This is a genomic window from Streptomyces sp. NPDC001709 (genome assembly GCF_053596375.1).
In genome coordinates this window covers 54,349-77,500 of the sequence record NZ_JBSFGB010000013.1, presented here as the reverse complement: position 1 = coordinate 77,500, position 23,152 = coordinate 54,349, and the positions used below count along the sequence as shown (strand labels likewise).

Here is a 23,152-nt window from a genome sequence, read left to right as displayed (position 1 = left end):
GCACACCGTGGCGAGTTGGCCCGGTTGTGCCCGTGCACAACCTCCCCGCGTGCCGCGCGCCGCTCGGTAACCTGCCGGTCATGAGCCGCACACCGCCGCCTCCCGCCGCGATCGCGCCGGTCGCGGCCGCACTGCTGGGTCGCGCGCAGGACCTGGGCCTGCGCATGGCCCGCCGCATCCGCACCGAGGTCGGCTACTACGGCGGCCAGGGTCCCGTCACGTTCGAGGAGCTGACCGCCTCCTGCCGACGCAACACCGAGCTGGTCTTCGGGCAGTTGGCCCACGGCTGCAGGGCCGGCATGGAACCGGCCCAGGAGACGGGCCGCAAGGCGGCACGCGAGGGCGCGCCGCTCGGGGAACTGCTGCACGCCTACCGCGTGGGCTCCGAGTTCCTGTGGTCCGAGCTGGCGGCCGAGGCCCGTGCCGCGGACGCCGTCACCGCCGACACCATCGTGGCGCTGGCCGCATGGTGGGTGAACGAAGGTCTGGCGGCGGCGGCCAGCGACGCCTACCGGGAGACGGCCTCGGACCTCCTGCTCCAGCGCGACCGTGAGCGCTCCGTGCTGGTCGAGGCCCTGTTCACGGGCGTACTGACCGACCACACCACCCTCTGGGAAGCCGCCGACGCGCTCGGCCTGCCGGCCGAAGGGCCCTTCGTCGTGGTGGCGGCCGCCGTCCCCGCGCCGGGACGAGAGGGACTGCCCGGCATCGAATCCCGCCTGCTGGCCGAGCGGGTCCGCTCGGCCTGGCGGCTGCTGCCCGACCTCCAGATCGGCGTCCTGGCGACCCGGAACACGGACGGCGAGGAGGCCGCCCTGCGGGTCCTCGGCGGATCAGCCGCATCCCGGGTGGGCCTCAGCCCCGCGTACCGCGCCCTGCGGGACACTCCCAGAGCCCTGCGGCTGGCCCGCCTCGCGCTGGCCCGGGTACCGAGGGAGGGGTCAGGTCTCGTCCGGTTCGACGACGGTCCCCTCGCCCTGCTGGTGGCCGCGGCGCCTCAGGAGGCCGCCCGGATCGCGAAGGCGGTCCTGGCAGGCGTGCTGGAGCTGCCGCCGGAGGAACGCGGCCGGCTGCTGGAGACCTTGGAGCAGTGGTATGCGGCCGGGGGTTCCGCGGCCGGTGCGGCACGGCGGCTCTACTGCCACCGCAACACCGTCCGCTACCGGCTGCGCCGGCTGGAGGAACTCACCGGCCGCTCGCTGCGCGACCCCCGCGCGGTCGCCGACCTCTCGCTGGCGCTGCATGCGCTGCGCCTGGTGCCGCCCGGTGCCGAGTACGGTGTGCCGCATGGAAATCTGGATCAATCCGGCCTGCTCCAAGTGCCGTAGCGCGATCAGCCTGCTCGATGCCGAGGGGGCCGAGTACACCGTCCGCCGCTATCTGGAGGACGTGCCGAGCGAGGACGAGATCAGGGCCGTACTCGACCGGCTCGGACTTGAGCCGTGGGACATCACCCGGACCCAGGAGGCGGACGCCAAGGAGCTGGGGCTCAAGGACTGGGCGCGGGACGAGGAGTCGCGCGAGCGGTGGATCACGGCCCTCTCCGAGCACCCCAGGCTCATCCAGCGGCCGATCATCACCGCCGACGACGGTACGGGGCTGGTGGCCCGCTCCGAGGAGGCGGTACGGGACGCCCTGTCGCACAACAAGAGCTGAGCGGCCGCTCAACTCCACTGTGACGCAGGCCACTTCACTGACTCCCGCAACCGCTGAGTAGCCCCGTTCGGTATCTCGTACATAGCGGCGTACGCTCCCCTACCTCTTCAGGAGGCGCGCATGCCGCGCAGGAGAAGTCTCGGTACGAAGAAGAAGATCGCGCTGCTCGTCAGTGCCGCGGCGGTGGCGGGCGGCGGGGCCTTCGCGCTGGCCACGACGTCCAACGCGGCCCAGCCGGCGCAGGGCGCGAAGACCCTGTCCGCGGCGGACGGCTCGACCGTCTGCCAGGGGCTGGCCACGGCCCACGGCAACAACGACCGGTTCATCGCGGACCAGAAGGCGCACCCGGACGCGCAGTCGGCGGCCCGGATCGCCAATCGCGAGGCGGTCATCAAACAGATCGAGGTCCAGCAGAAGGCGGCCGGTTGCACGGTTGGGGAGTCGGCTCAGGGCTCCCAGACCGGACAGCAGGCGCAGAACGGACAGCAGGGCGCCGGACAACAGGGCGCCGGACAGCAGGCCGGACAGCAGGGCGCCGGGCAGCAGGCGGCGGGGCAGCAGAGCGCGCAGCCCTCGCAGTCCGCCGCCACGGGGAACGGCGGCGGTGGCGCCGCCGCGGCCTCCGGCCAGCAGGTCTGCAACGGCTCCACGGTCACGCTCTCCGGCGAGGCCGGCGCCCCGGCCGCCTCCAGCAACCAGTTCCCCGCCGGGACCACCCTGAAGGTCACCAACCTGGACAACAACAAGTCCACCACGGTGAAGGTCACCTCGGTCTCCGGCAGCTGCGTGCTGCTCAACAACGCGGCCTTCGAACAGGTCAGGGAGCCGGGCAAGTTCCTCATCCGCCACGCCAGGATCGAGAAGGTGGGGTGACGCTCGGGGACCGGACAGAGCGCCGGTGAGGCGGCCGGGCAGGGCGGCGGTGCCGCTTGCGGCAGCAGCACCGCCGCCCGGGCCGCGGCAGCATCGGCAGGGCGCGCGGCGGATACGCCGCCTTGGCCCCGGTGACGCACCGGACCGGGTCCAGGAGGAACAGGCGGCGCATCCAGGAGCGCGTCCCGCCAGGCCGTCGGGCCGGCGACCGCACGGGGGTGGCGGTCGCCGGCCGGGACGCCCGGTTCGGTGACGCCCTGAAGGGGCGCGGTGCCGCCCATACCCCGCCGGGCGGCACCTCACAACGTGAGCCGTCACACAGAAGGGCCAGGTAACACGGGGTTCACATACGGGCAATGGCCGGGAAATGGCCTGTTGACAGGCTGCGCGGCAGATCGACACGGCGCCCCGGTGCCGTAGCGCCGCAGCAACCCGCAGCACCCGCAGCACCCGCACCGAGTGCGCCCGACCACCCCCGAAGGAAGTGGCCCCGTGACCTTCAAGGCCGAGTACATCTGGATCGACGGCACCGCGCCGACGGCCAAGCTCCGTTCCAAGACGAAGATCATCACGGGTGCCCCCGCCGGTCTCGACGCGCTGCCGATCTGGGGCTTCGACGGCTCCTCCACCAACCAGGCCGAGGGCCACTCCTCCGACCGCGTGCTGAAGCCGGTCTTCACCTGCCCGGACCCGATCCGCGGCGGCGACGACATCCTCGTCCTGTGCGAGGTCCTGGACATCGACTTCACCCCGCACTCCTCCAACACGCGTGCCGCGCTGGCCGAGGTCGCCGAGCGGTTCGCCGCCCAGGAGCCGATCTTCGGCATCGAGCAGGAGTACACCTTCTTCGACGGCGCCCGTCCGCTCGGCTTCCCCGAGGGCGGCTTCCCGGCCCCGCAGGGCGGCTACTACTGCGGTGTCGGCGCCGACGAGATCTTCGGCCGCGAGATCGTCGAGGCCCACCTGGACAACTGCCTGAAGGCGGGTCTGGCCATCTCCGGCATCAACGCCGAGGTCATGCCCGGCCAGTGGGAGTTCCAGGTCGGCCCGGTCTCGCCGCTGGAGGTCTCCGACCACCTGTGGGTGGCCCGCTGGCTGCTGTACCGCACCGCCGAGGACTTCGGCGTCTCCGCGACCCTCGACCCGAAGCCGGTCAAGGGCGACTGGAACGGCGCGGGCGCGCACACCAACTTCTCCACCAAGGCGATGCGCGAAGGCTACGACGCCATCATCACCGCCTGCGAGTCCCTCGGCGAGGGCTCCAAGCCGCTGGACCACGTCAAGAACTACGGCGCCGGCATCGACGACCGCCTGACCGGTCTGCACGAGACCGCCCCGTGGGACCAGTACTCCTACGGCGTCTCCAACCGCGGTGCCTCGGTCCGTATCCCGTGGCAGGTCGAGAAGGACGGCAAGGGCTACATCGAGGACCGCCGCCCGAACGCCAACGTCGACCCGTACGTGGTGACCCGCCTGCTGGTGGACACCTGCTGCTCCGCGCTGGAGAAGGCCGGCCAGGTCTGATCCGTCCCGCTTCCCGGAGGGGGCGCCCGCTGTCTCGGCGGGCGCCCCTTCCGCATATCGTGCGGCCCATGGAGACCGACTGGGGGAAGCTCACGCACGCGTACGGCCCGGCCGACGACATCCCCGGTCTGCTGCGTGCGATGGAGTCCGAGGACGCGGACGTACGCGAAGGGGCCTCGCACGACCTGTTCTCGGCGCTGTGCCACCAGGGGGACGTCTACGACGCCTCCGCCCCCGCCGTCGCCCACCTCGCCCGGCTCGCCCTCCACGGGCCCGGTCACCGGCGGGAGCTGATCTGGCTGATCGGCGCCATCGCGGGCGGACGCAGCAAGCCCGCCGAACGCGCCGCGGCACAGCGGGCCGTGGCCGAAGCGCTGCCGGGGCTGCTGCACCTCGCGCACGACGCCGACGCGGAGATCCGGGCCGCCATGGTGCTGCTGATCGCGAGCCTCGGCCATCCGTACGCGCTGCCCCTGCTCCCGTTGCTGCGCGCCCGCCTCGACGCGGAACCCGATGCGGAGATGCGCGAGCACGTGGTGACCGCGCTCGCGCTGCTGGAGGCGGGCGACGGCGGCTGGCGGCACGGCCTGCTGGGCGACCCCGAGCCCCGGGTGCGGCTCGCCGCCGCCGAGGACCTGCTGCGCACCGCCGAAGTGCCGCTGCCCGGCGAGCTGGTGGACGTCTGCGCGCGGGCGTACGCGGCCGACCCGCACGAACGGGACACCGGTTACTGGCCGGAGCCGTACCGCCCCTTCACCGACCGGCTCCTGGAGGACGACGCGGAGGCGGCGCTGCGGGCCCTCGCGCAGGGGGTGCCGCTCGCCCACGGCATCACCGAGAAGTGGCGGGACCGTGAGGCGGACGTCCTGCCCTGGGTGCTGGCGGAGCCGGTCGGCGCGGCCTGGGAGTTGTACCGGCTGGCCCGGCTGGCCTGCGCGCTGCCCGCGGAGTCCCGCGGGCGGGTGCGGGAGCGCGCGCTGCCCTTCCTGGACTCGGCGGACTTGGACGTGCGGGCGGCGGCGCTCACCGTACTGGCCCGCGCCGGTACGGCCTGGGGGTGCCCCCACGCCCTTAAGGCAGTGGGGGAGGTGCCGGAGGTCGTACGGCTGGTCGAGGGGGCGCCCGGTCTGGACGGCACCGTGCGCGCCGGCACCGCGGTGGCCGAGGAGTTCGGGACGGCGGCACTGCCCGTGGCCCGGGCCGTCGCCGGGCGGCTGGACGCGGCCCCGCCGCGGCTGGTCGGGATGCTGGCGCGGTATCCGGAGGTGGCCGCGGAGGCCGTGGCCGGACTCGCCGCCCTGGTGCACACCGGTTCGCACGCGGCGATCGATGTACTCGGCGCCCTCGGCCCGGCCGCCGGTGCCGTCGGCGCGGCGGCGCTGCGGAAGGCGGCGGCCGGAAGCGGCACGTCGGTGTCGATGGCCGCCGCGCTGGCGTACCACCGGGTGACCGGCGATCCGCAGCCCGCGCTCGCCCTCCTCGGCCGCGAACTCCCCGGCACGACCCCGGAGTGGATGTCCTGGGCGGGTGAACTCGGGCCCGCCGCCCTGCCGTTGCTGCCGCTCGTCGAGCAACGGCTCACGGAGGGACGTACGGTCGGCGGCCGGGGCCGGGCGGCCCTTGGCGTGTGGCGGATCACGGGCCGGACCGAGGACACGGTGGAGCCCCTCGCCCGATGGCTGGTAGGGCAGGGCTCCTGGTCCGGATCCGGCCTGCCCCCGGCCCTGCCCGCACTCACCGCGATCGGCCTGCTCCCCCGGTTCGCCGTGGACCCGCTGCGCGCGGTCGCCGAGTCGCACCGGCGGGTCTCCTGCGACCTGTTCGTCGAGGGCGGCCCCCACCCGGACTACCTCCTGCGTTCCGCCGTACGGGAACTGCTGGACTCCGCGGCGGTGCTCGACTGACGATTCCTGTCCGGATACCGAGACATCATCTCGCGTGGGGCTCCTGTCCGGCGCCGGTGTCTGCTTCAATGGGCACATGGCCAGCTTCCAGAAGTACACCGCGACGGGTCGCCATGACCTCGAGCCCTTCTGGCCTTCCCGTCAGCACCACGACTTCGACCGGGTGTGTTGCCGCGCGGTGAACGCGCGGGCCCTCTAAAGCCGTAACCCGGCCTTCGGCCAGCGCGGAACGACGTACGTCCATCCCGACGAACTTCTCGCGCGAAAGAGCTGACCCCTCATGGCGACCACTCCTCTTCTGTCCTCCGTCCCCGTCACCTCTCCCGCCCGGCACCGGCTGCGCGCCGTCGACCCCGACGAGGTGATCGACGTCGCGGAGTTCCTGCCGCCGGGCGCCACCTGGCTGCCCGCGCCGCAGCACACCCTGCCCACGCTGCCGGGGCAGCCGCCGATGGTCGGCTACCTCGTCCTCATCCCGGCCGACCGACCGCACGTCGTGGACACCGACCGCCCCGGCGACACCGGCGACGCCCTCGTCCGTATCGACCCCGTGCGGCGCACCGCCGACGTCGACGGCCGTGAACTCGACCTCACCTACCTGGAGTTCGAGCTGCTGGCCCACCTGGTGGCCCATCCGCACCGGGTGCACACCCGCGACCAGCTGGTCACCACGGTGTGGGGCTACGGCCACGTCGGGGACGGCCGTACCGTCGACGTGCACATCGCCCGGCTGCGCCGCAAGCTGGGCGCCGAGCACCGGCAGACGATCCAGACGGTGCGCCGGGTGGGCTACAAGTACACGCCGCCGACGGCGCGCTGACCCTCCCCCGGCTCTGCCCTCGGCAGAGTCCCGTACCGCCACACGCCCCGACCGGGCACGATCACGGCATGAGACTTCTTGTGCTGGGTGGTACGGAGTTCGTGGGGCGGGCCGTCGTCGAGGCGGCGCTGGGGCGGGGCTGGGAGGTGACCGTCTTCCACCGGGGGCGGCACCGGCCCCCGCCCGGGGTGCGGTCGTTGCACGGCGACCGCACCGCCCCGGACGGCCTGGCCGCCCTCGCCGCCGACCCGGGCGGCTGGGACGCCGTGGTCGACACCTGGTCGGCGGAGCCGCGTGCGGTGCTCGCCGCGGGACGGCTGCTGCGGGGCCGTGCCGCGCGGTACGTATACGTCTCCAGCCGGTCGGTGTACGCCTGGCCCTGGCCTTCGCTGGGCGGGGACGCCGAGCTCGGGCCGCTGGTCAAGGGTGCCTCCGCCGAGGCGGAGCAGATCGCGTACCCCCAGGACAAGCGGGGCGGCGAGCTGGCCGCGCAGGAGACGTTCGGCGAGGAGGACTCGCTGGCGGTGCGGGCCGGGCTGATCCTCGGCCCGTACGAGAACGTGGGCCGGCTGCCCTGGTGGCTGACCCGGATCGCCCGCGGCGGCCCGGTGCTGGCCCCGGGGCCGCGCGAGCTGCCGGTGCAGTTCATCGACGTCCGCGACCTGGCCGGCTGGCTGCTCGGAGCGGTGGAACAGTCACTGGGCGGGGCCTGTGACCTGGTCGGCCCGCCGGGCCACAGCACCATGGGCGAGCTGCTCGACCAGTGCGTCCGGGTCACCGGCGCGGACGCGGAGCTGCGCTGGACGGACCCGGAGGTGATCCTGGCCGCCGGGATCGAACCGTGGACCGAGCTGCCGGTGTGGGCGCCGCCGGACAGCGAGCTGTACGACTGCGCGCACCGCGCCGATGTGTCACGGGCGCTGGCCACGGGGCTGGTGTGCCGACCGGCCGCGGAGACGGTCGAGGACACCTGGCGCTGGCTGACGGAGATCGGCGGCGAGGCGCCGATGCGGCCTGACCGGACGGCCCCGGGCGTCGATCCGGAGGTGGAGGCGAAGGTGCTGGCCGGGGCCGGGGGTGTACCTGGCGCCACCCCCCAGGAGGGGGCCTCGGGCCAGTGACCCCCGCCCCGGGGTCGGCGAGACTTGCCGCATGAGCAGCGAAGACAAGAGCGGCCGCACCCGGGAGGCCCTGCTGGCCGCCGTGCGCGGGCTGGTGCTGGCAGTGACCGTACTGCCTTTCGGCATAGTGTTCCTGGTGCTGGTCCCGCTGTCCCTCGCCTTCATCCCACTGGGCGTCGGACTCGTGACGACTCCGGCCGTGCTGACGGGAGTTCGCGCGCTGGCGGACGTGCGCCGCAGGCTGGCGGGCGAGTGGTGCGGGGTGCGGATCAGGGCGGCGTACCGGCCGATCCCCCGTGGCACCAACCCGTGGACCCGCACCTTCACGATGCTGGGCGACCCGCAGACCTGGCGGGACGTGCGCTGGCTGCCGGTGGACGTCACGGCCGGTTTCGTCACCGCGCTACTCCCGGCCGTGCTGGTGTTCTTCCCCGTCGAGGGTCTGATGCTGCCCTTCGGGCTGTGGCGGCCGTACACGCAGGGCGGCACCTACTGGTACGCGTTCGTCCCGGTCACCGGAGAGCTGAGCGCCATCGGCGCAGCCGTCCTCGCCCTCGTCCTCCTCGGCGTCGCCCGGCGCTACACCCCGGCTCTGATGACCGCGCACTTCCGGCTCACCCGGGCGGTGCTCGACAACGGCAAGGGCGAACTCGCCGAGCGCGTCCGGGTGCTGACCGAGACCCGGCGGGACGCCGTGGACACCTCCGCCGCCGAACTGCGCCGCATCGAGCGGGACCTGCACGACGGGGCGCAGGCCCGGCTGGTCGCCATGGGCATGGACCTCGGCACCATCGAGATGCTGGTGGAACAGGACCCGGCCCAGGCCAAGCGGCTGCTCGCCCAGGCCCGCCGGAACTCCGCCGACGCCCTGGAGGAGCTGCGCGACCTGGTGCGCGGCATCCATCCGCCGGTCCTCGCCGAACGCGGACTCGGCGACGCCGTACGGGCGCTGGCGCTGCGGCTGCCGCTGCCCACGGAGGTGACCGTCGAGCTGCCGGGCCGGGCGGACGCACCGGTGGAGTCGGCGGCCTACTTCGCGGTCAGCGAGGTGCTCACCAACGCCGTCAAGCACTCCGGTGCCGACCGGGTCTGGGTCGACGTGGACCACGCCGACGGGCGGCTGCGGATCACGGTCACCGACAACGGCAGGGGCGGCGCGGTGATCGGCGCCGGGTCGGGTCTCGCCGGGGTCGAGCGCCGGCTCGGTACATTCGACGGCGTCCTGGCCGTCAGCAGCCCCGTCGGCGGCCCCACCCTGGTGACCATGGAGATCCCGTGCGCGTTGTCCTAGCCGAAGACCTCTTCCTGCTGCGCGACGGGCTGGTGCGGATGCTGGAGGCGTTCGGCTTCGAGATCGCGGCCGCCGTCGAGTCCGGCCCCGAACTCACCCTGGCGCTTGCCGAGTTGGACCCGGACGTGGCGGTGGTCGACGTACGGCTGCCGCCCACGCACACCGACGAGGGCCTGCAGTGCGCGCTCGCGGCCCGGCGGGCGCGGCCCGGGCTGCCGGTGCTGGTGCTCTCCCAGCACGTGGAGCAGCTGTACGCGCGTGAGCTGCTCGCGGACGGCACCGGCGGGATCGGCTATCTGCTGAAGGACCGGGTGTTCGACGCCGAGCAGTTCATCGACGCCGTACGACGGGTCGCGGCCGGCGGTACGGCGATGGACCCGCAGGTCATCCAGCAGCTGCTGTCGCGGCGGGCGGCGGAGGACCGGCCGCTCGCGGGTCTCACCCCGCGCGAGCTGGAGGTGCTGGAGCTGATGGCGCAGGGCCGGTCGAACGCGGGTATCGCGGCCCAGCTGGTGGTGACGGAACGGGCCATCGCCAAGCACACCTCCAACATCTTCACCAAGCTGGGCCTGGAGGTGTCGGACGACGACAACCGGCGCGTCCTGGCGGTCATCGCCTATCTCGACCGGGACCGCTGACCTGCCAACTCGCCTGTTTCTGCGAGGAATTTGTGAGACCGGTGAACACCTCTGGGGCGGCGTCCGTATGGAAGGACGCCGCTTCACTCCTGTCGGGCGCCTCGATGCTGCCCCGCAAGGAAGTCAGAGGAGTTCCATGGGACGCAACACACGAAAACGCCGTACGCCGCTGGCCACCAAGGCCATAGCCGCATCGGCGGCCCTAGCGCTCGGTGGGGGCGGGCTGATCTGGGCGAACTTCTATGCCTCTGCGCACGAATCGAACCATCAGACGTGGGGAGGCAACCAGACGAAGGCCGCGACGGCGCAGGTCGCGACGATCTCGTGCCCGGACGTCGGCCAGAAGCTGACGAACGTGCCCTGGCGGGCCCGCCAGGGCGTGGCGACGGAGCTGGCGAACCTCGACCGGCAGATCACCGAGGCCTACAACCGGCTCGCCTCGACCCGGGACGCGCAGTCCAAGGATCCGAGCTTCGTGCAGAACGCGATCGTCGGGCCGCTGAAGGACAAGCGGGCTGCGACGATCGACCGGATCCGGATCGACATCCAGCGCGCCGGCGGGTCGGTCAACGGCTGGCTGTCCCAGCTCGCCGCCTGTACGACGCAGACCGCCAACCAGACCACCGCTGGGGGGAACAACGGTGGCCAGCAGCAGAACAACGGCGGTCAGCAACAGAACAACGGTGGCCAGCAGCAAGGCGGTCAGCAGCAAGGCGGCCAGCAACAGGGCAACAACGGTGGCCAGGGCGGTGACGGCCCGGCCGCGGCGGACTTCGTGGACATCACGAAGGTCGCCCCGAACGTCCAGGGCAAGCCGCGGAACCTGCAGAACGCCTCGACCGGCACGTTCATCACGCGCTGCGGCGTGAACGCCAACCAGAACCACAACAGCGACAACGTGATCGTCGCGCCCGGCGTGACCAACGGTGCCCACCACGTGCACGACTACGTCGGCAACCAGAAGGTCAACGCGTTCTCCAGCAACCAGACCTTCCTGCAGGGCGGCACCAGCTGCCAGAACCGGAACGACCTGTCGGCGTACTACTGGCCGGTCATCCGCGAGCAGGACGGCACCCAGGAGAAGGACGCGAACGCGGACGGCGGGGGCAAGGACCTCAACGTCGGCAAGATCCTGGTCCCCCAGCAGGCCCAGATCAAGTACGTGGGCAGCCCGGCGAGCAAGGTCGTCGCGATGCCGCAGTTCCTGCGGATCATCACCGGTGACGCCAAGGCCTTCGTCAACGGCACGGCCAACGCCAACGCGCACTGGAGCTGCACCGGCTTCGAGAACAAGGTGCAGCTGACCACGCAGTACCCGATCTGTCCGCAGGGCAGCAACGTGGTGCGCTCGTTCGCCTTCCAGAGCTGCTGGGACGGCGTGAACATCGACAGCGCCAACCACCGCACGCACGTGGCCTTCGCGGACCCCGCGAGCGGCGCCTGCCCGAACGGGTTCAAGGCGATCCCGCAGCTGACGATGCGCCTCGTGTACAACGTGCCGCAGCCCGTCGTCCAGGCGGACGGCACGGTGAAGAACGCCTACGCGGTGGACGGCTTCCCGGAGGAGTTGCACAAGCCGATCACCGACCACGACGACTTCATCAGCGTCACGACCGGCGGTCTGGCCAACAGGATCGCCAACTGCATCAACAACGGTCAGCGGTGCGCGTGATCACCTGACGCGGGCCACAAGCGAGGCCGGTGACGGAACCCCCTCCCGTCACCGGCCTTTCCGTGTGCTTCAGCCACTGTGCATGGAGTGGGAGGAGTGGTTCGTACCCATCTCCACATCCCCGCCGAGCGTGCCGCGCAGCGCCTTGACGACCCCGTTGTCGCCGACGGCGACCCACTTGCGGCCGACGAGGTAGTAACCGCCGTAGTCCTTGGCGTCGTTGATCCACTCGCGCTGGCCGCGGTCGGTGGCGAAGGTGGCGAGGATGAACTTCCCGTCGGTGTTGGTGCAGATGGCCTGCCGGATCTCGTCGGCGTCGGTCTGCATGTTCGGCTTGCACTTCACCTCGGCGGCCAGGCTCTCCAGGCTGCCGGTCGCGGTGGGCGGGACCGCCTTGGTGTCACCGCTCGAACCGCAGCCGCCCAGCGCCAGCACGGCCGCGGCGGCGCCCGTCACGGCGAGCATCGGTCGGGTCACCCTCATGTGTTCCTCCGGTCCTGTGGGCCAAGCATGCCTCAGCTCCTTCGGATACGGCTCCCGGCCGCCGTTCGCTCAAATCCGGCGCCGGAGGGGGCACGGGTGTGCGAAGGTGACGCGGTGAACCAGAACTGGGAAGACCGTGTGGCCGCCGCCTGGGCCACCTTCGACGAGTATCCGGAAGAGCGCGCGCACGAGTTCCGCGCGGTGATCGACGCGCTGGTCGCCGAGCTGCCGCAGGACAGCCCGCTGGGCCCCTTCGAGCAGGCCTGCGCCTGGGACTCGACCGGGCACTCGGACAAGGCGGTGCCGCTGTACCGGGAGGCGCTCGCGCGGGGGCTCGGCGGTTACCGGGGGCGGCGCGCCAGGATCCAGCTGTCCAGTTCGCTCCGGAACACCGGACGGGCGGAGGAGGGCGTCAAGCTGCTCACGCCCGAACTGGACGCCCCCTCGGACGAGCTGGACGACGCGGTACGGGCCATGCTCGCCCTGTGCCTGTCCAGCCTCGGCCGCGACCGCGAGGGCCTGTCCCTCGTCCTCGGCGCCCTGGCACCCCACCTGCCCCGCTACCAGCGGTCGGTGGCCAACTACGCGCGGCTGCTGGTCGAGCCGGAGGAGTGAAACCACCCATCCGGGGGTGACCAACCCCCGGCTCGCTCGTTTCCCATGACGTGCAGTCACAGGATGTAGCCCAGCGTCACGCACCCGCCTCCACCGAGAACACCGGACCGGTCGACGTCGAGCAGGCCGAGGCCGCGCTCGTCGAGCACTATCCCCGGCTGGTCCGGATCGCCTACCTGGTGCTGCCACCGGGCCTCGGCCGCAGTCGCCGGGTGCTGACCGCACACGCCCTCGCCCAGCGCGCCCTGCCCGGCGGCGGCAAGCGGCAGTCCGTACTGCCGGCCCAGGTCTCGGGCGGGGAGGACGATCCGGGCTACGTGTTCCTGCGCGAGCGCGTCCTGCGTACGGCCCTGGAGGCGGCCCGGCCGCGCAAGGGCCTGCCGGGGCTCGCCCAGCTGCCGCCGCTGCTGCCCCAGGTGTGGGGCCTCAGGCTGTTCCCCCGCTCGGGCGGCGCCGACGAACTCGCCCTGGACCAGCGACTGTCCGCCCTGTCGGGCCCGGCCCGCGCCGCCTATGTGCTGCGCGGCCTGGAGAAGCTGTCCGACACCGAGATCCGCGAGCTGCTCACGGCCGCCGGGGTCGAGGACCCGGGCGCAGCGGTGGCCTCGGCGAACGGCGTGCCCACCCAGCCGGAGCTGCTGTCCTCCCCCGAGTTCGACCCCTGTCTGCTCCAGGCCCGGCCCACCGATCTGATGCGCCGCCGCCAGCACACCAAGGCCGCCCTCGCCGCCGCCGCGGCGCTCGCGGTGTGCGGGGCGCTGGTCGCCATGCCGAGCAACGGCTGGGGCCCGGACGGTGCCGCCGCCCCCGCCTCCGCCGGGAACCCGGCCACCGAGGCCGCCCTCGACCCCGGCCGGCTGATCCGGGTCTCCCCCACCGACTGGGAGTCCGCCGCCCGCACCGACTTCTCGATGTGGCCCGCGCGCGGCCCGCTCACCGGCGACACGGCCCTGCTGCGCCGCGCCCTCGCCGTGTGGGCCCGCCCCGGCGCGACGGTCCATGTCTCCGCGACCGCCGGCACCGACACCGGCGGCCCGGCCGGCCCGCCCCAGCTGCTGTACGCGGGCCAGGTCGACAGCGCCCGCGTGGTGATCTTCTACGACGGCCTGCGGGTCGTCCGTTACGCCGAGCCGGTCGACGGCACCCAGGGCGCCGCCCTCGACCTCGCCCGTGCCGACGGTGCGACCAGCGCCGAGGCGGGCGCACTGCTGCTGGGCCGCTCGGACGGCAATGTGCAGTATCTGACCGCGCCCTGGGTGAGGAAGGCGGCCTCGCGGGACCTGATGAAGCCGGACTCGGCCGCGACCCCACTGAAGATCACCAACGGCATCACCGCCCCGCTGGCCAGCCCCGCGCTGCGGCCCGGCAAGTGCACCTCCTGGACGGTGCTCCAGCTGACCGGCGCCACGGGCACCGAACTCAGCACCGATCTGGGCGAGTTGGTACCGGCCCACCTCACCGCCGGCCGGCCCGGCTCGACCGGTGAGGTGTCCGACGCCGCCGGGCGGCAGGCCTGGGCGCCGTTCGCCTGCTCGCTGGCGGCGGAGCGCTCCGTCGGGGTGCGCAGCGTCAACGCCTGGGCGTACGCCGACCAGCCGCTGCCCGACGGCACCGGGGCGGCCGAGTGGGTGTGCACCAGGGCCGAGACCTGGCGCGGCGACGGTACGGGCGCGCTGGCCCAGTTCCGGACGCCGGGCGGGCGGGTGGGCGCGGTGGTCGCCAAGGGCACGGACGCGCGCTCCTGCGGGCCGCGTGATCCGCATGTGCTCGCCGGGGTGCTGTGGAAGTCCGCCGCCGGACACTGGTATCTGCTGGCCGCCGGCAGCGAGGACACGGCGTCGATCCAGGCCGGGGGCGGGGTCAACGCCGCCGGGCAGGGGCAGTTCCTGGTGGCCCGGGCCAAGCAGGGGGCGCACGCCTCTCTGAAGGGCACGCTGACGGACGGGCGGGCGATCAGCGGGCTGCGGTAGGGGCTGTTATTGACAGCAGTGTAAACAAGGTGCGTCCGAGGGGTTCCCAGCCCGCTTACCCGTCAGTACATTGACGCCATGTCTAACACGCAGGCCCGGGTGCCGCTCAAGGCACGCAAGGTGTCCTTCTCCTGGGACGGCACGCCGTTGCACTGGGTGCCGGGGGATCCGTTCACCACGCACACCATCAACGTGCTGCACCTGCTGCTGCCCGCCGGTGAGCGGTGGTTCGTGCACGTGTACAAGCAGGTGCTGCCGTACATCCGCGACGAGCGGCTCCGCGAGGACGTCATCGGGTTCATCGGCCAGGAGGCGATGCACTCCCAGGCCCATGACGAGGTGCTGCCGCACCTGCGCGAGCTGGGGCTCGATCCGACGCCGTACACCGCCCAGGTCGACTGGTTCTTCGAGAAGCTGCTCGGCGACCGCACGCTGCCGCCGGGCAGGGCGCGCAGGTGGTGGCTGATGGAGCGGGTCGCGCTCATCGCGGCCATCGAGCACTACACCGCGTTCCTCGGCAACTGGGTGCTCAACGCCGGGGAACTCGACCGGCGCGGCGCCGACCCGACCATGCTGGACCTGCTGCGCTGGCACGGCGCGGAGGAGGTCGAGCACCGCTCGGTCGCCTTCGAGCTGTTCATGCACGTCGACGGGAGCTACCGCCGGCGGGTGCGGACCTGGGCCACGGCCTTCTCGGCGCTGGTGTTCCTGTGGCAGCGCGGGGCGCGGTTCTTCATGGAGAACGACCCGACCCTCATCGACGGCAAGGCCGGTTTCAAGGACTTCTACGACCGCGGCAGGCGGGGTCTGCTCCCCGCGCCCGGCGACATGCTCAGGTCCATCCCCCGCTATCTCAGCCGCGACTACCACCCCTCGCAGGAGGGCGACACCGAGCAGGCCGTCGCCTACCTGGCCTCCTCCCCCGCGGCCACGGCGGCGGAGAAGAGGGCCGCCTGATGCCGAAGCTGCGTACCGTCGCGCTCGTCGCGGGCGCCGCCCTGCTGACCCGGCGGGCCCTGCGCCGCCGTATCCAGGTCTCGCCGCTGTGGCCGATGCCCGCGCTGGAGGAGCCCATCTCGGGCCGGCCGCGCTCGCGGGCGCTGCGGCTGCTGGTGACCTCGCGCGAGACGGTGGCCGACGGGGTCGTCCGACTGCGGCTCGAGGGGCGGGACTTGCCGCGCTGGGAGCCCGGCGCTCATCTCGACCTCGTGCTGCCGTCTGGACTCGTCCGGCAGTACTCGTTGTGCGGCGACCCCGAGGACACCTCCTCGTACACCGTGGCGACCCGGCTGGTCGAGAACGGGCGGGGCGGCTCGCGCGAGGTGCACGAGCAGCTGACGGAGGGCATGGAAGTGGAGGTGCGAGGGCCGCGGAACCGCTTCCCGCTGGTCGAGGCACCGTCGTATCTCTTCGTCGCCGGTGGGATCGGGATCACCCCGCTGCTGGCGATGCTGCGGACGCTCCCGGAGAGCGCCGAGTGGCGGTTGCTGTACGCGGGGCGCGACAGGGCCTCGATGCCGTTCCTGGAGGACGTCGAGAAGCTGGGCCGCGACGGCCGGGTGACCGTCGTGGAGGGAAGGCCCGATCTCGACGCCCTCGAGGTGAGCGAGGGGGCTGCCGTCTACTGCTGCGGCCCCGAGGGGCTCATGGGGGCCGTCGCGGCACGCTTCCCGGACGTCCGCCTGGAACGGTTCGCGCCACGTACGTCATCCGACGGCAACACGGAGTTCGAGGTCGAACTCCGGCGTAGCGGACGCACGTTGACCGTGCCGGCCGACTCCACCGTGCTGGCCGCCGTACGCCGGGAACTGCCGGGCACCGTCTACTCCTGCGAGCAGGGGTTCTGCGGGACCTGTCAACAGCGGGTGCTGGAAGGGGAGATCGACCACCGGGACGAGCTGCTGACGGACGGGGAGCGCGCCGACACGATGCTGATCTGCGTGTCGCGGGCCCGGAGTGATCGCCTGGTGCTCGACATGTGAACGCCTGCGGCCGGATCCGATCGGTAAGGTGTTCGCATGAGTACCGAGGTTCGCCGCAGGATGGGCGTGGAAGAGCGGCGGCAGCAGCTGATCGGTGTCGCCCTCGACCTGTTCAGCAAGCGCTCGCCGGACGAGGTCTCCATCGACGAGATAGCCACGGCGGCGGGCATCTCACGCCCGCTCGTGTACCACTACTTCCCCGGCAAACTCAGCCTGTACGAGGCCGCGTTGAAGCGCGCCTCGGAGGACCTCGCGGGCCGCTTCACCGAGCCGCACGAGGGCCCGCTCGGCGCCCGGCTGCTGCGCGTGATGGGCCGCTACTTCGACTTCGTGGACGAACACGGGCCGGGTTTCTCGGCGTTGATGCGCGGCGGCCCGGCGGTCTCCGCGGACGGAGTCCGCTCAAAGGACCACGCCTTTGCGACCAACGCCCTCATCGACTCCGTACGGCAGGCGGCGTACGAACAGATCCTGTCGCACCTCGGGGTCACGGACGCGCCCCCGCGGCTGGAGCTGGTCGTCCGCTCCTGGATCTCGCTCGCCGAGTCCACGGCCCTGATCTGGCTGGACGGCCGGCGCATCCCGCGCGCCGAACTGGAGGTCCAGCTGGTGCACGACTTCGCCGCACTGGCCGCCGTCAGCGCCGCCTACGACGAGGACATGGCGACCCTGCTGAAGACGATGGTCGAGGACGAGCCGGCCGACGGCCCCTTCGCGGAGCTCGCCGGCCGGCTGCTGTCCCTCGCGCCCTGAGCTACCGGTCGAACTTCCGGTAGGACGGGTCGAGGTCGCGGACCTCGGCGGAGGCGTGCAGGGTGGCCCCGTCCTCCGCGGTCAGGTACGTCCGGAGCAGCTCCAGGGCCGTCTCCGTGAGCCGCGCCTTCGTCTCCTCGCTGCGTCCGGCGAGGAGCCCGATCGTCACGTGCACGATGGCGTGCCCGCGCGCCCCGGGATCCTCGTACCCGAACACGGTGTACGCGCTCGGCCGGAACTGCGTCTTGCAGGCCTCCGGCTTCGCCGCCGCGATCTCCACGGTCGCCTCGTGCAGCGCCCGGGCGAAGCCCTCCCGGTCGAAGGCGTTCTCCACGATGTCCGAGTAGTCGATGGTGATCTGCGGCATGCGCACTCCTGTTCTACGGCTGTGCCCTCACCCTAGTTCGAGGCCCGCGTGAACACCGCCACGGTCCGTGCCGGGACGGTGAACGTGCCCGTGTCGGCCGCGTAGGAAGAGGCCTTCACCACCGGGTCGGCGCCGGAGGCCTGCACCGGGTGCAGCCGGTAGTGCGCCCCGGCGAGAGGGCCGATCTTCTGCTCCTGCCGCTCGGGGGTGGCGTTGAAGACGACGACCAGGTCACCCAGGCTCATGGTGATCACGCCCGGCGTCTCGTCCTTGCCGGACAGCGGGAAGGACAGCCCGTCCTGCACCTGCGCGGCCGTACCGAGCGAGAACGCCTGCTCGGTCGTCCGGATCCTCAGCAGGTCCCGGTAGGCGGCGGAGCTGCCGGTGATCTCCGGGCAGCCGACCTTGACGCCCGTGAGCAGCGGCTTGGCGTAGTCCCACTTGGACTGGTTGTCGGCCGCCATGGGCAGCCCGCGCCCGAAGCCGTTGCCGTCGGCGCAGTTCCAGTGGATGGCGTTGAACCAGTCCCCGCTGTCGAACGAGTTGCGGTCCAGGGACTTGGAGCGCAGCAGGTCGGTGCCCGCCTGGGACAGGGACGGCCCCTGCGACAGCGCCGCCGTCGCCATCGCGAGGACCTGCATCCGGGCCCGGTCGGACGCGGAGGTGTCCTTCGGGAGCTTGTACGTCAGGGCGTCGAAGAGGGACTCGTTGTCGTGCGCGTCGACGTAGGCGAGGGCGTCACCCGGCGCGTCCGCATAACCGGCGGGCGAGCCGTTGTAGTCGACCTCCGCTCCGGTGACCTCCTTGCCGTCGGTGTCCGTGAAGTGGTACTTCGCGAGGTTTCCGGTCAGGCCGACCTTGATCAGGTCCTGGTAGTGCAGCAGCCGGGCCTTCTGCTCGGCCGGCGTGCCGTTCGCCGCCGAGCCGTTGGGGTCGGTGTACAGCCCGGACGCGAAACCCTGGACACCGGGGTCGGAGTCGAAGGGGCCGCCGCCGCGCACCGCGTCCCGGGCGCGGTCGGAGAAGGTGGCGATGCCGGTGCCGGCCATGTTCGCCTGCGTGGCCTGGACGAACCGGGCGTCGTTCGCGACCTCGCCGAAGTTCCAGCCCTCGCCGTACAGGATGATCTTCTTGCCGTCGACGCCGTCCTTCTGCGGGGTCAGCGCGTCCAGGGCCTTCCTGACCGCCAGGATGTTGGCCTTCGGGTGGTGGCCCATGAGGTCGAAGCGGAACCCGTCGACCTTGTACTCCTTCGCCCAGGTGACGATCGAGTCCACGACCAGCTTGCCCATCATCGCGTTCTCCGGCGCGGTGTTGGCACAGCAGGTGCTGTTGGCCACCGAGCCGTCGGCGAGCAGCCGCTGGTAGTAGCCCGGCACGATCTGGTCCAGCACGCTGGTGTCCGCCTGGCCACTGGCCGCCGTGTGGTTGTAGACAACGTCCATGACGACCCTGAGGCCGTCCTCGTTCAGCGCCTGCACCATCCTGCGGAACTGCACCGTACGGGCGGTGCCGTCCGGGTCGGTGGCGTACGAGCCCTCGGGGACCGTGTAGTGGTACGGGTCGTAGCCCCAGTTGTAGCCGTCCTTCGCGGCGATCTTCGCCACGCACGCCTGCTGCTGGTCGGAGTCGGCCGGGTAGGAGGCGAGATCGCAGTCGGTCCTCGCCTGGTCGGCCCTCTTCTCGGGGACGGTCGCGAAGTCGAACGCGGGCAGCAGGTGCACGTACGACGTCCCGGACTTCGCCAGCTCCTTGAGGTGCCTGGAGCCGTCGCTGTTCTGGTCGGTGAAGGCCAGATAGGTGCCCTGGTCCTTCGCCGGTACGGTCTTGTCGGCGACCGAGAAGTCCCGGATGTGCAGCTCCTGGATCTGCGCGTCCTTCAGCGGTACGGCCCTCGGCTTGTGCAGGGCCGACCAGCCGCTCGGCGCGAGGGACCTGTCGTCCAGGTCGACGACGAGGCTGCGCTCGGAGTTCGCGGTGAGGGCGACCGAGTAGGGGTCGGTGACCTTGTTGGTGACCATCTTGCGGACGCTGGGCGCCCAGACCTTCACGACGTACCGGTAGGGCCTGCCCTTCCAGGACGCCGGGCCGGTCACGGACCAGACGCCGGTCGTGTCGTCGCGGTGCATGGCGTGGGCCGAGCCGTCCAGCTCCATTGAGACGCTCTGCGCGGTCGGCGCCCACACGGAGAGGGTCGGCTTCCCGTCGTGGAAGACCGGGCCGAGCGCGGTCTTGGTGGCAGCGGGGTAGAGGTCGTCCAGCACGCCCGCGATCTGCACACCGGTCGCGGCCAGCACGGCACCGTCGGCGGCACGCTGCGAGGCGACGAGCTGGCCCTTGAGGGCCGCGGGCACCCGGTCCCGGTCGCGCGGGTCGACGGACCAGGCGGTGTAGTCCTTCAGGTGCGGGAACTTCGCCTTCTGGGCGTCGGTCAGGGTCGTCTTGCTCAGCCGGATCCAGCGCTCGTCGTCGCTGGTCAGCGCACCGTCCTTGACCGCGATCGAGCCATCGAGCGAGTACAGCAGCTGAGTGGAGGCGGCGCCGTCCACACCGTTCCAGGCGACGGTGTCCCGGTCGATCCAGATCGCCTTGGACGTGGTCAGGTCGAGGGCGGCCGCACTGCCCGACGGCTGCGGCAGCAGGTACTTCTCCTGGCCGTTCAACAGCCACACCTCGTAGCCGTTGGACTTGAGGTCCAGCGACTGGTCGGCGGGGAGATCCTTGTCGTCGCCCTTGTGGATGATGTAGCTGAGGCTGGTGGCACCCTCGGTGAGCGGCACCTCGAAGACCGCGCCATAGGCATCAGTCTTCACCGGCTCCAGCGGGTTCGACCAGTCGGTGGGATGCGCGGCACCCGTCCAGACGTGCAGGCCCCAGCCGTCGTAGTTCCCGTCCGCGCGGTGGTAGTGGATGACCGCCTTGGTCTTGTCCTGCGCGGGATGGCCGGGATTCTGGGTCAGTACGTCCGGCTTGCCCTGCTCGACCCAGACCTCACCCGTCTTGGTGACGTCGATGCTCCGGTCGGCGGAGACGTCCTTGGTGCCGTTCTTGTCGATGACCAGGAAGCCGACGTTGGAGGCGCCGGGCTTGAGCTTGACCCAGGCGAAGGCGCCGTAGGCGTCCCGGCCGGTGAACGGGTGGCTGGCGGGCCAGTTCGTGGCCTCGCCGTCGGCGATGTCACCCCAGGCGTACAGGCCCCAGTTGTCGTAGTCGCCGTCGGTGCGCTTGTAGTGGACGATCGCGTAGTCCCGGGAGGAGGCCTTGGGGACCTCGGGCGCGGACGGGGTGCCGGAGGTGCTGCTCGCCGTGGCGCTCGCGGTGTGCCCGGCCGAGTCGATCACGACCGCCTTGTAGCGCAGGGCGGTCCCGGCCGGTACGTCCTTGCCGATGGCCTGGGTGACCTTGTAGGGGGCGTGGTCGGCGGAGCCGAGCACCTGCCACTTGGCGTCGCCGACCTGGGCGGCGACGACGACGCGGTTCAGCTGGCCGCCGTCGACATCGGCCGTCACGTCCACGGTCCCGGTGGCTCCGGCGGCCGGGGCCTTGAGCGTGATCGTCGGCTTGGTGGCCGGCTCGGCGAGGGCGCCGGTGGCCTTGAGGACGACGGCGGAACCGGCCGGGACGGTGACGGTGAGCTTGCGGTCGGCGTCGGACTTCACCGCGTCGGAGGTCCCGTAGACGCCCTGGTACGTCATGTCGGCCGAGCCGGTTGAGAATGTCGCGGACTTCTCGCCGTCGGCGTTGTTGAAGGCGACGACGTACTCGGCGCCCGTCTTGGCGTCCGTACGGGTGAAGGCGTAGACACCGGCGCCGTCGGCCGCGTAGCGCTCGGTCTGGACGCCGTCGGTCAGGCCCGGGTTGGCCGTGCGGAGCCTGGAGAGCCGGGCGATCTCCTGGTAGAGCGGGGCGCTCGTGTCGTAGGAGTCGCTGGCGTGGGTGCGGTCGGTGCCGATCTCGTCGTCGTCCAGGTAGTCGGCGACCTTGGAGGCGAACATGGTCTGGCGGGCGTCCTTGTCGCCGCCGGAGCCGGTGAAGCCCTGCTCGTCGCCGTAGTAGACGACCGGGTTGCCACGGCTGAGGAACATCAGCTCGTTCGCGAGCTTGTCCTTCCTCAGGATCTCGGCGTCGGTGGCCTTCGGGTTGTCCTGCTTGAGGAAGTACCCGATGCGGCCCATGTCGTGGTTGCCGAGGAAGGTGACCTGCTCGTACGCGTTGGCCTTGTCGGTCGTGTACTTGTAGTCGTCACCGAAGACGCCCGCGAGCCGCTGCGCGCTGCCGCCCTGGGAGGCGTAGGCGCGGGCCGCGTCCTGGAAGGGGAAGTCGAGAGTGGCGTCGAGGCGGCCCTGGGTGACGTACGGCGAGGTGATCGAGGTGTCGGCGGAGTAGACCTCGCCGAACATGAAGAAGTTCTTCCGTCCGCGCGCCGCCGCGTACGTGTCCAGCGCGGTCGCCCACTGCGTCCAGAACGGCAGGTCGACGTGCTTGACGGTGTCGATCCGGAAGCCGTCGACGGCGAAGTCCCTCACCCACCGCTCGTAGATCTTCTCCATGCCGTGCACGACCTCGGGGCGCTCGGTCCACAGGTCGTCCAGGCCGGAGAAGTCGCCGTAGGTCGTGGACTCTCCGGCGTACGTCGAGTCGCCCCGGTTGTGGTACATCGTCGGGTCGTTGAGCCAGGCCGGGACCTTGGAGCCACTCGTGACCTTCGGGGTGTACGGGAAGGAGGCGCCGGAGACGGCCGGGAACTTCTTGGTGCCGTCGGCGTAGTCGGCGTCGTCGAAGGGCCTGCCGTCCTTGGTCAGGTAGGGGAAGGCGCCCTTGGAGAGGTAGTCGGAGGAGTTCTCCGCATAGTCGACGACATCGGCGGTGTGGTTGGTGATGACGTCGAAGAAGACCTTCATGCCCTTGGCGTGGGCCTTGGAGATGAGGGTCTTCAGGTCCTTGTTGGTGCCGAAGTGCGGGTCGACCTGGGTGAAGTCGGTGATCCAGTAGCCGTGGTAGCCGGCGGAGGCGTTGGAGCCGGTGCCCTGCACGGGCCTGTTCTTGAAGATCGGGGCCATCCAGATGGCGGTGGTGCCGAGCCCCTTGATGTAGTCGAGCCGTTTGGCCAGGCCCTTGAGGTCGCCGCCCTGGTAGAAGCCCTTGTCGGTGGGGTCGTAGCCGGTGCTGAGGCGGGAGCCGGTCAGGCCGCCCCTGTCGTTGGACGTGTCACCGTTGGCGAAACGATCCGGCATGACGAAGTAGAACTGCTCGCGGGTGTCGTCGTGCCGGGCGGGCTGGGCGGCGAGGGCCGCGTCCGACGGGGGTGCGGGCGGGCTGACTGCGTGTGCCGCCAGTGGCTGGATCAGTGCGGCGGCGAGGGCTGTGGCGGTGACGGCCGCGGCCCGTCTCGCTCTGGGTATCACGCGGTAACTCCTAGCGAATGCGGCTCTCTTGGGTCCGGCCCGCGTGACCGTATCCCCAACAAAAGCTTTACAGCAAGA

General features: G+C 71.6%; 18 protein-coding genes. 15 read left to right on the top strand and 3 right to left on the bottom strand.

The window, feature by feature from the left end; genetic code table 11:
- Positions 1–80: 80 nt before the first annotated feature.
- From ACWC0C_RS20310 to ACWC0C_RS20265, 10 genes are all read left to right on the top strand, one after another.
- Positions 81–1,328: a PucR family transcriptional regulator gene (locus tag ACWC0C_RS20310; RefSeq protein ID WP_450865152.1), complete on the top strand. Its 1,248-nt coding sequence runs from the start codon at positions 81–83 to the stop codon at positions 1,326–1,328.
- Positions 1,288–1,656, top strand: a complete 369-nt coding sequence (locus ACWC0C_RS20305) for an arsenate reductase family protein (RefSeq protein WP_450865151.1) — start codon at positions 1,288–1,290, stop codon at positions 1,654–1,656. The genes ACWC0C_RS20310 and ACWC0C_RS20305 overlap by 41 nt, the downstream gene beginning before the upstream one ends.
- A gap of 120 nt (positions 1,657–1,776) precedes the next feature.
- Entirely contained in the window at positions 1,777–2,529 is a 753-nt protein-coding gene (locus ACWC0C_RS20300; RefSeq protein ID WP_450865150.1) for a hypothetical protein, read from the top strand.
- A 492-nt stretch (positions 2,530–3,021) separates the two neighbouring features.
- On the top strand, positions 3,022–4,053 hold the full coding sequence (gene glnII, locus ACWC0C_RS20295) for a glutamine synthetase (protein ID WP_449198246.1): 1,032 nt from the start codon (positions 3,022–3,024) through the stop codon (positions 4,051–4,053).
- Positions 4,054–4,121: 68 nt separating this feature from the next.
- On the top strand, positions 4,122–5,957 hold the full coding sequence (locus ACWC0C_RS20290) for a hypothetical protein (protein WP_450865149.1): 1,836 nt from the start codon (positions 4,122–4,124) through the stop codon (positions 5,955–5,957).
- A gap of 280 nt (positions 5,958–6,237) precedes the next feature.
- Positions 6,238–6,777: a winged helix-turn-helix domain-containing protein gene (locus tag ACWC0C_RS20285; protein WP_449198244.1), complete on the top strand. Its 540-nt coding sequence runs from the start codon at positions 6,238–6,240 to the stop codon at positions 6,775–6,777.
- Between the two features lie 68 nt (positions 6,778–6,845).
- Positions 6,846–7,898 (top strand): NAD-dependent epimerase/dehydratase family protein, encoded by a 1,053-nt coding sequence (locus ACWC0C_RS20280; RefSeq protein WP_450865148.1) that lies wholly within the window; start codon positions 6,846–6,848, stop codon positions 7,896–7,898.
- A gap of 31 nt (positions 7,899–7,929) precedes the next feature.
- Positions 7,930–9,189 (top strand): sensor histidine kinase, encoded by a 1,260-nt coding sequence (locus ACWC0C_RS20275; protein ID WP_450865147.1) that lies wholly within the window; start codon positions 7,930–7,932, stop codon positions 9,187–9,189.
- Positions 9,174–9,827, top strand: a complete 654-nt coding sequence (locus ACWC0C_RS20270) for a LuxR C-terminal-related transcriptional regulator (RefSeq protein WP_450865146.1) — start codon at positions 9,174–9,176, stop codon at positions 9,825–9,827. Before ACWC0C_RS20275 ends, ACWC0C_RS20270 begins: the two co-directional genes overlap by 16 nt.
- 136 nt (positions 9,828–9,963) lie before the next feature.
- Entirely contained in the window at positions 9,964–11,499 is a 1,536-nt protein-coding gene (locus tag ACWC0C_RS20265) for a DUF1996 domain-containing protein (RefSeq protein WP_449198240.1), read from the top strand.
- A gap of 69 nt (positions 11,500–11,568) precedes the next feature.
- On the opposite strand, the gene ACWC0C_RS20260 is transcribed toward ACWC0C_RS20265, so the two are convergent.
- Positions 11,569–11,982, bottom strand: a complete 414-nt coding sequence (locus ACWC0C_RS20260; RefSeq protein WP_449198239.1) for a hypothetical protein — start codon at positions 11,980–11,982, stop codon at positions 11,569–11,571.
- Between the two features lie 96 nt (positions 11,983–12,078).
- Here ACWC0C_RS20260 and ACWC0C_RS20255 point away from each other — a divergent pair, with 96 nt between their 5' ends.
- From ACWC0C_RS20255 to ACWC0C_RS20235, 5 genes are all read left to right on the top strand, one after another.
- On the top strand, positions 12,079–12,597 hold the full coding sequence (locus ACWC0C_RS20255) for a tetratricopeptide repeat protein (RefSeq protein ID WP_450865145.1): 519 nt from the start codon (positions 12,079–12,081) through the stop codon (positions 12,595–12,597).
- Positions 12,598–12,647: 50 nt separating this feature from the next.
- Complete coding sequence (locus tag ACWC0C_RS20250) at positions 12,648–14,567, top strand: hypothetical protein (protein WP_450865144.1); 1,920 nt, start codon at positions 12,648–12,650, stop codon at positions 14,565–14,567.
- A gap of 78 nt (positions 14,568–14,645) precedes the next feature.
- Positions 14,646–15,524: a metal-dependent hydrolase gene (locus ACWC0C_RS20245; protein WP_450865143.1), complete on the top strand. Its 879-nt coding sequence runs from the start codon at positions 14,646–14,648 to the stop codon at positions 15,522–15,524.
- Positions 15,524–16,549, top strand: coding sequence for a PDR/VanB family oxidoreductase (locus ACWC0C_RS20240; protein WP_450865142.1), 1,026 nt, complete (start codon positions 15,524–15,526; stop codon positions 16,547–16,549). The genes ACWC0C_RS20245 and ACWC0C_RS20240 overlap by 1 nt, the downstream gene beginning before the upstream one ends.
- Positions 16,550–16,585: 36 nt before the next feature.
- Positions 16,586–17,302, top strand: coding sequence for a TetR/AcrR family transcriptional regulator (locus tag ACWC0C_RS20235; RefSeq protein WP_450865141.1), 717 nt, complete (start codon positions 16,586–16,588; stop codon positions 17,300–17,302).
- 1 nt (position 17,303) lies between these two features.
- On the opposite strand, the gene ACWC0C_RS20230 is transcribed toward ACWC0C_RS20235, so the two are convergent.
- Together ACWC0C_RS20230 and pulA are read right to left on the bottom strand one after the other, a co-directional pair.
- Positions 17,304–17,669 carry a 5-carboxymethyl-2-hydroxymuconate Delta-isomerase gene (locus ACWC0C_RS20230; RefSeq protein ID WP_450865140.1) on the bottom strand — a complete coding sequence of 122 codons (366 nt, stop codon included), beginning with the start codon at positions 17,667–17,669 and terminating at the stop codon, positions 17,304–17,306.
- Positions 17,670–17,701: 32 nt separating this feature from the next.
- Positions 17,702–23,074 (bottom strand): pullulanase-type alpha-1,6-glucosidase, encoded by a 5,373-nt coding sequence (gene pulA, locus ACWC0C_RS20225; RefSeq protein WP_450865139.1) that lies wholly within the window; start codon positions 23,072–23,074, stop codon positions 17,702–17,704.
- Between the last annotated feature and the right edge of the window lie 78 nt (positions 23,075–23,152).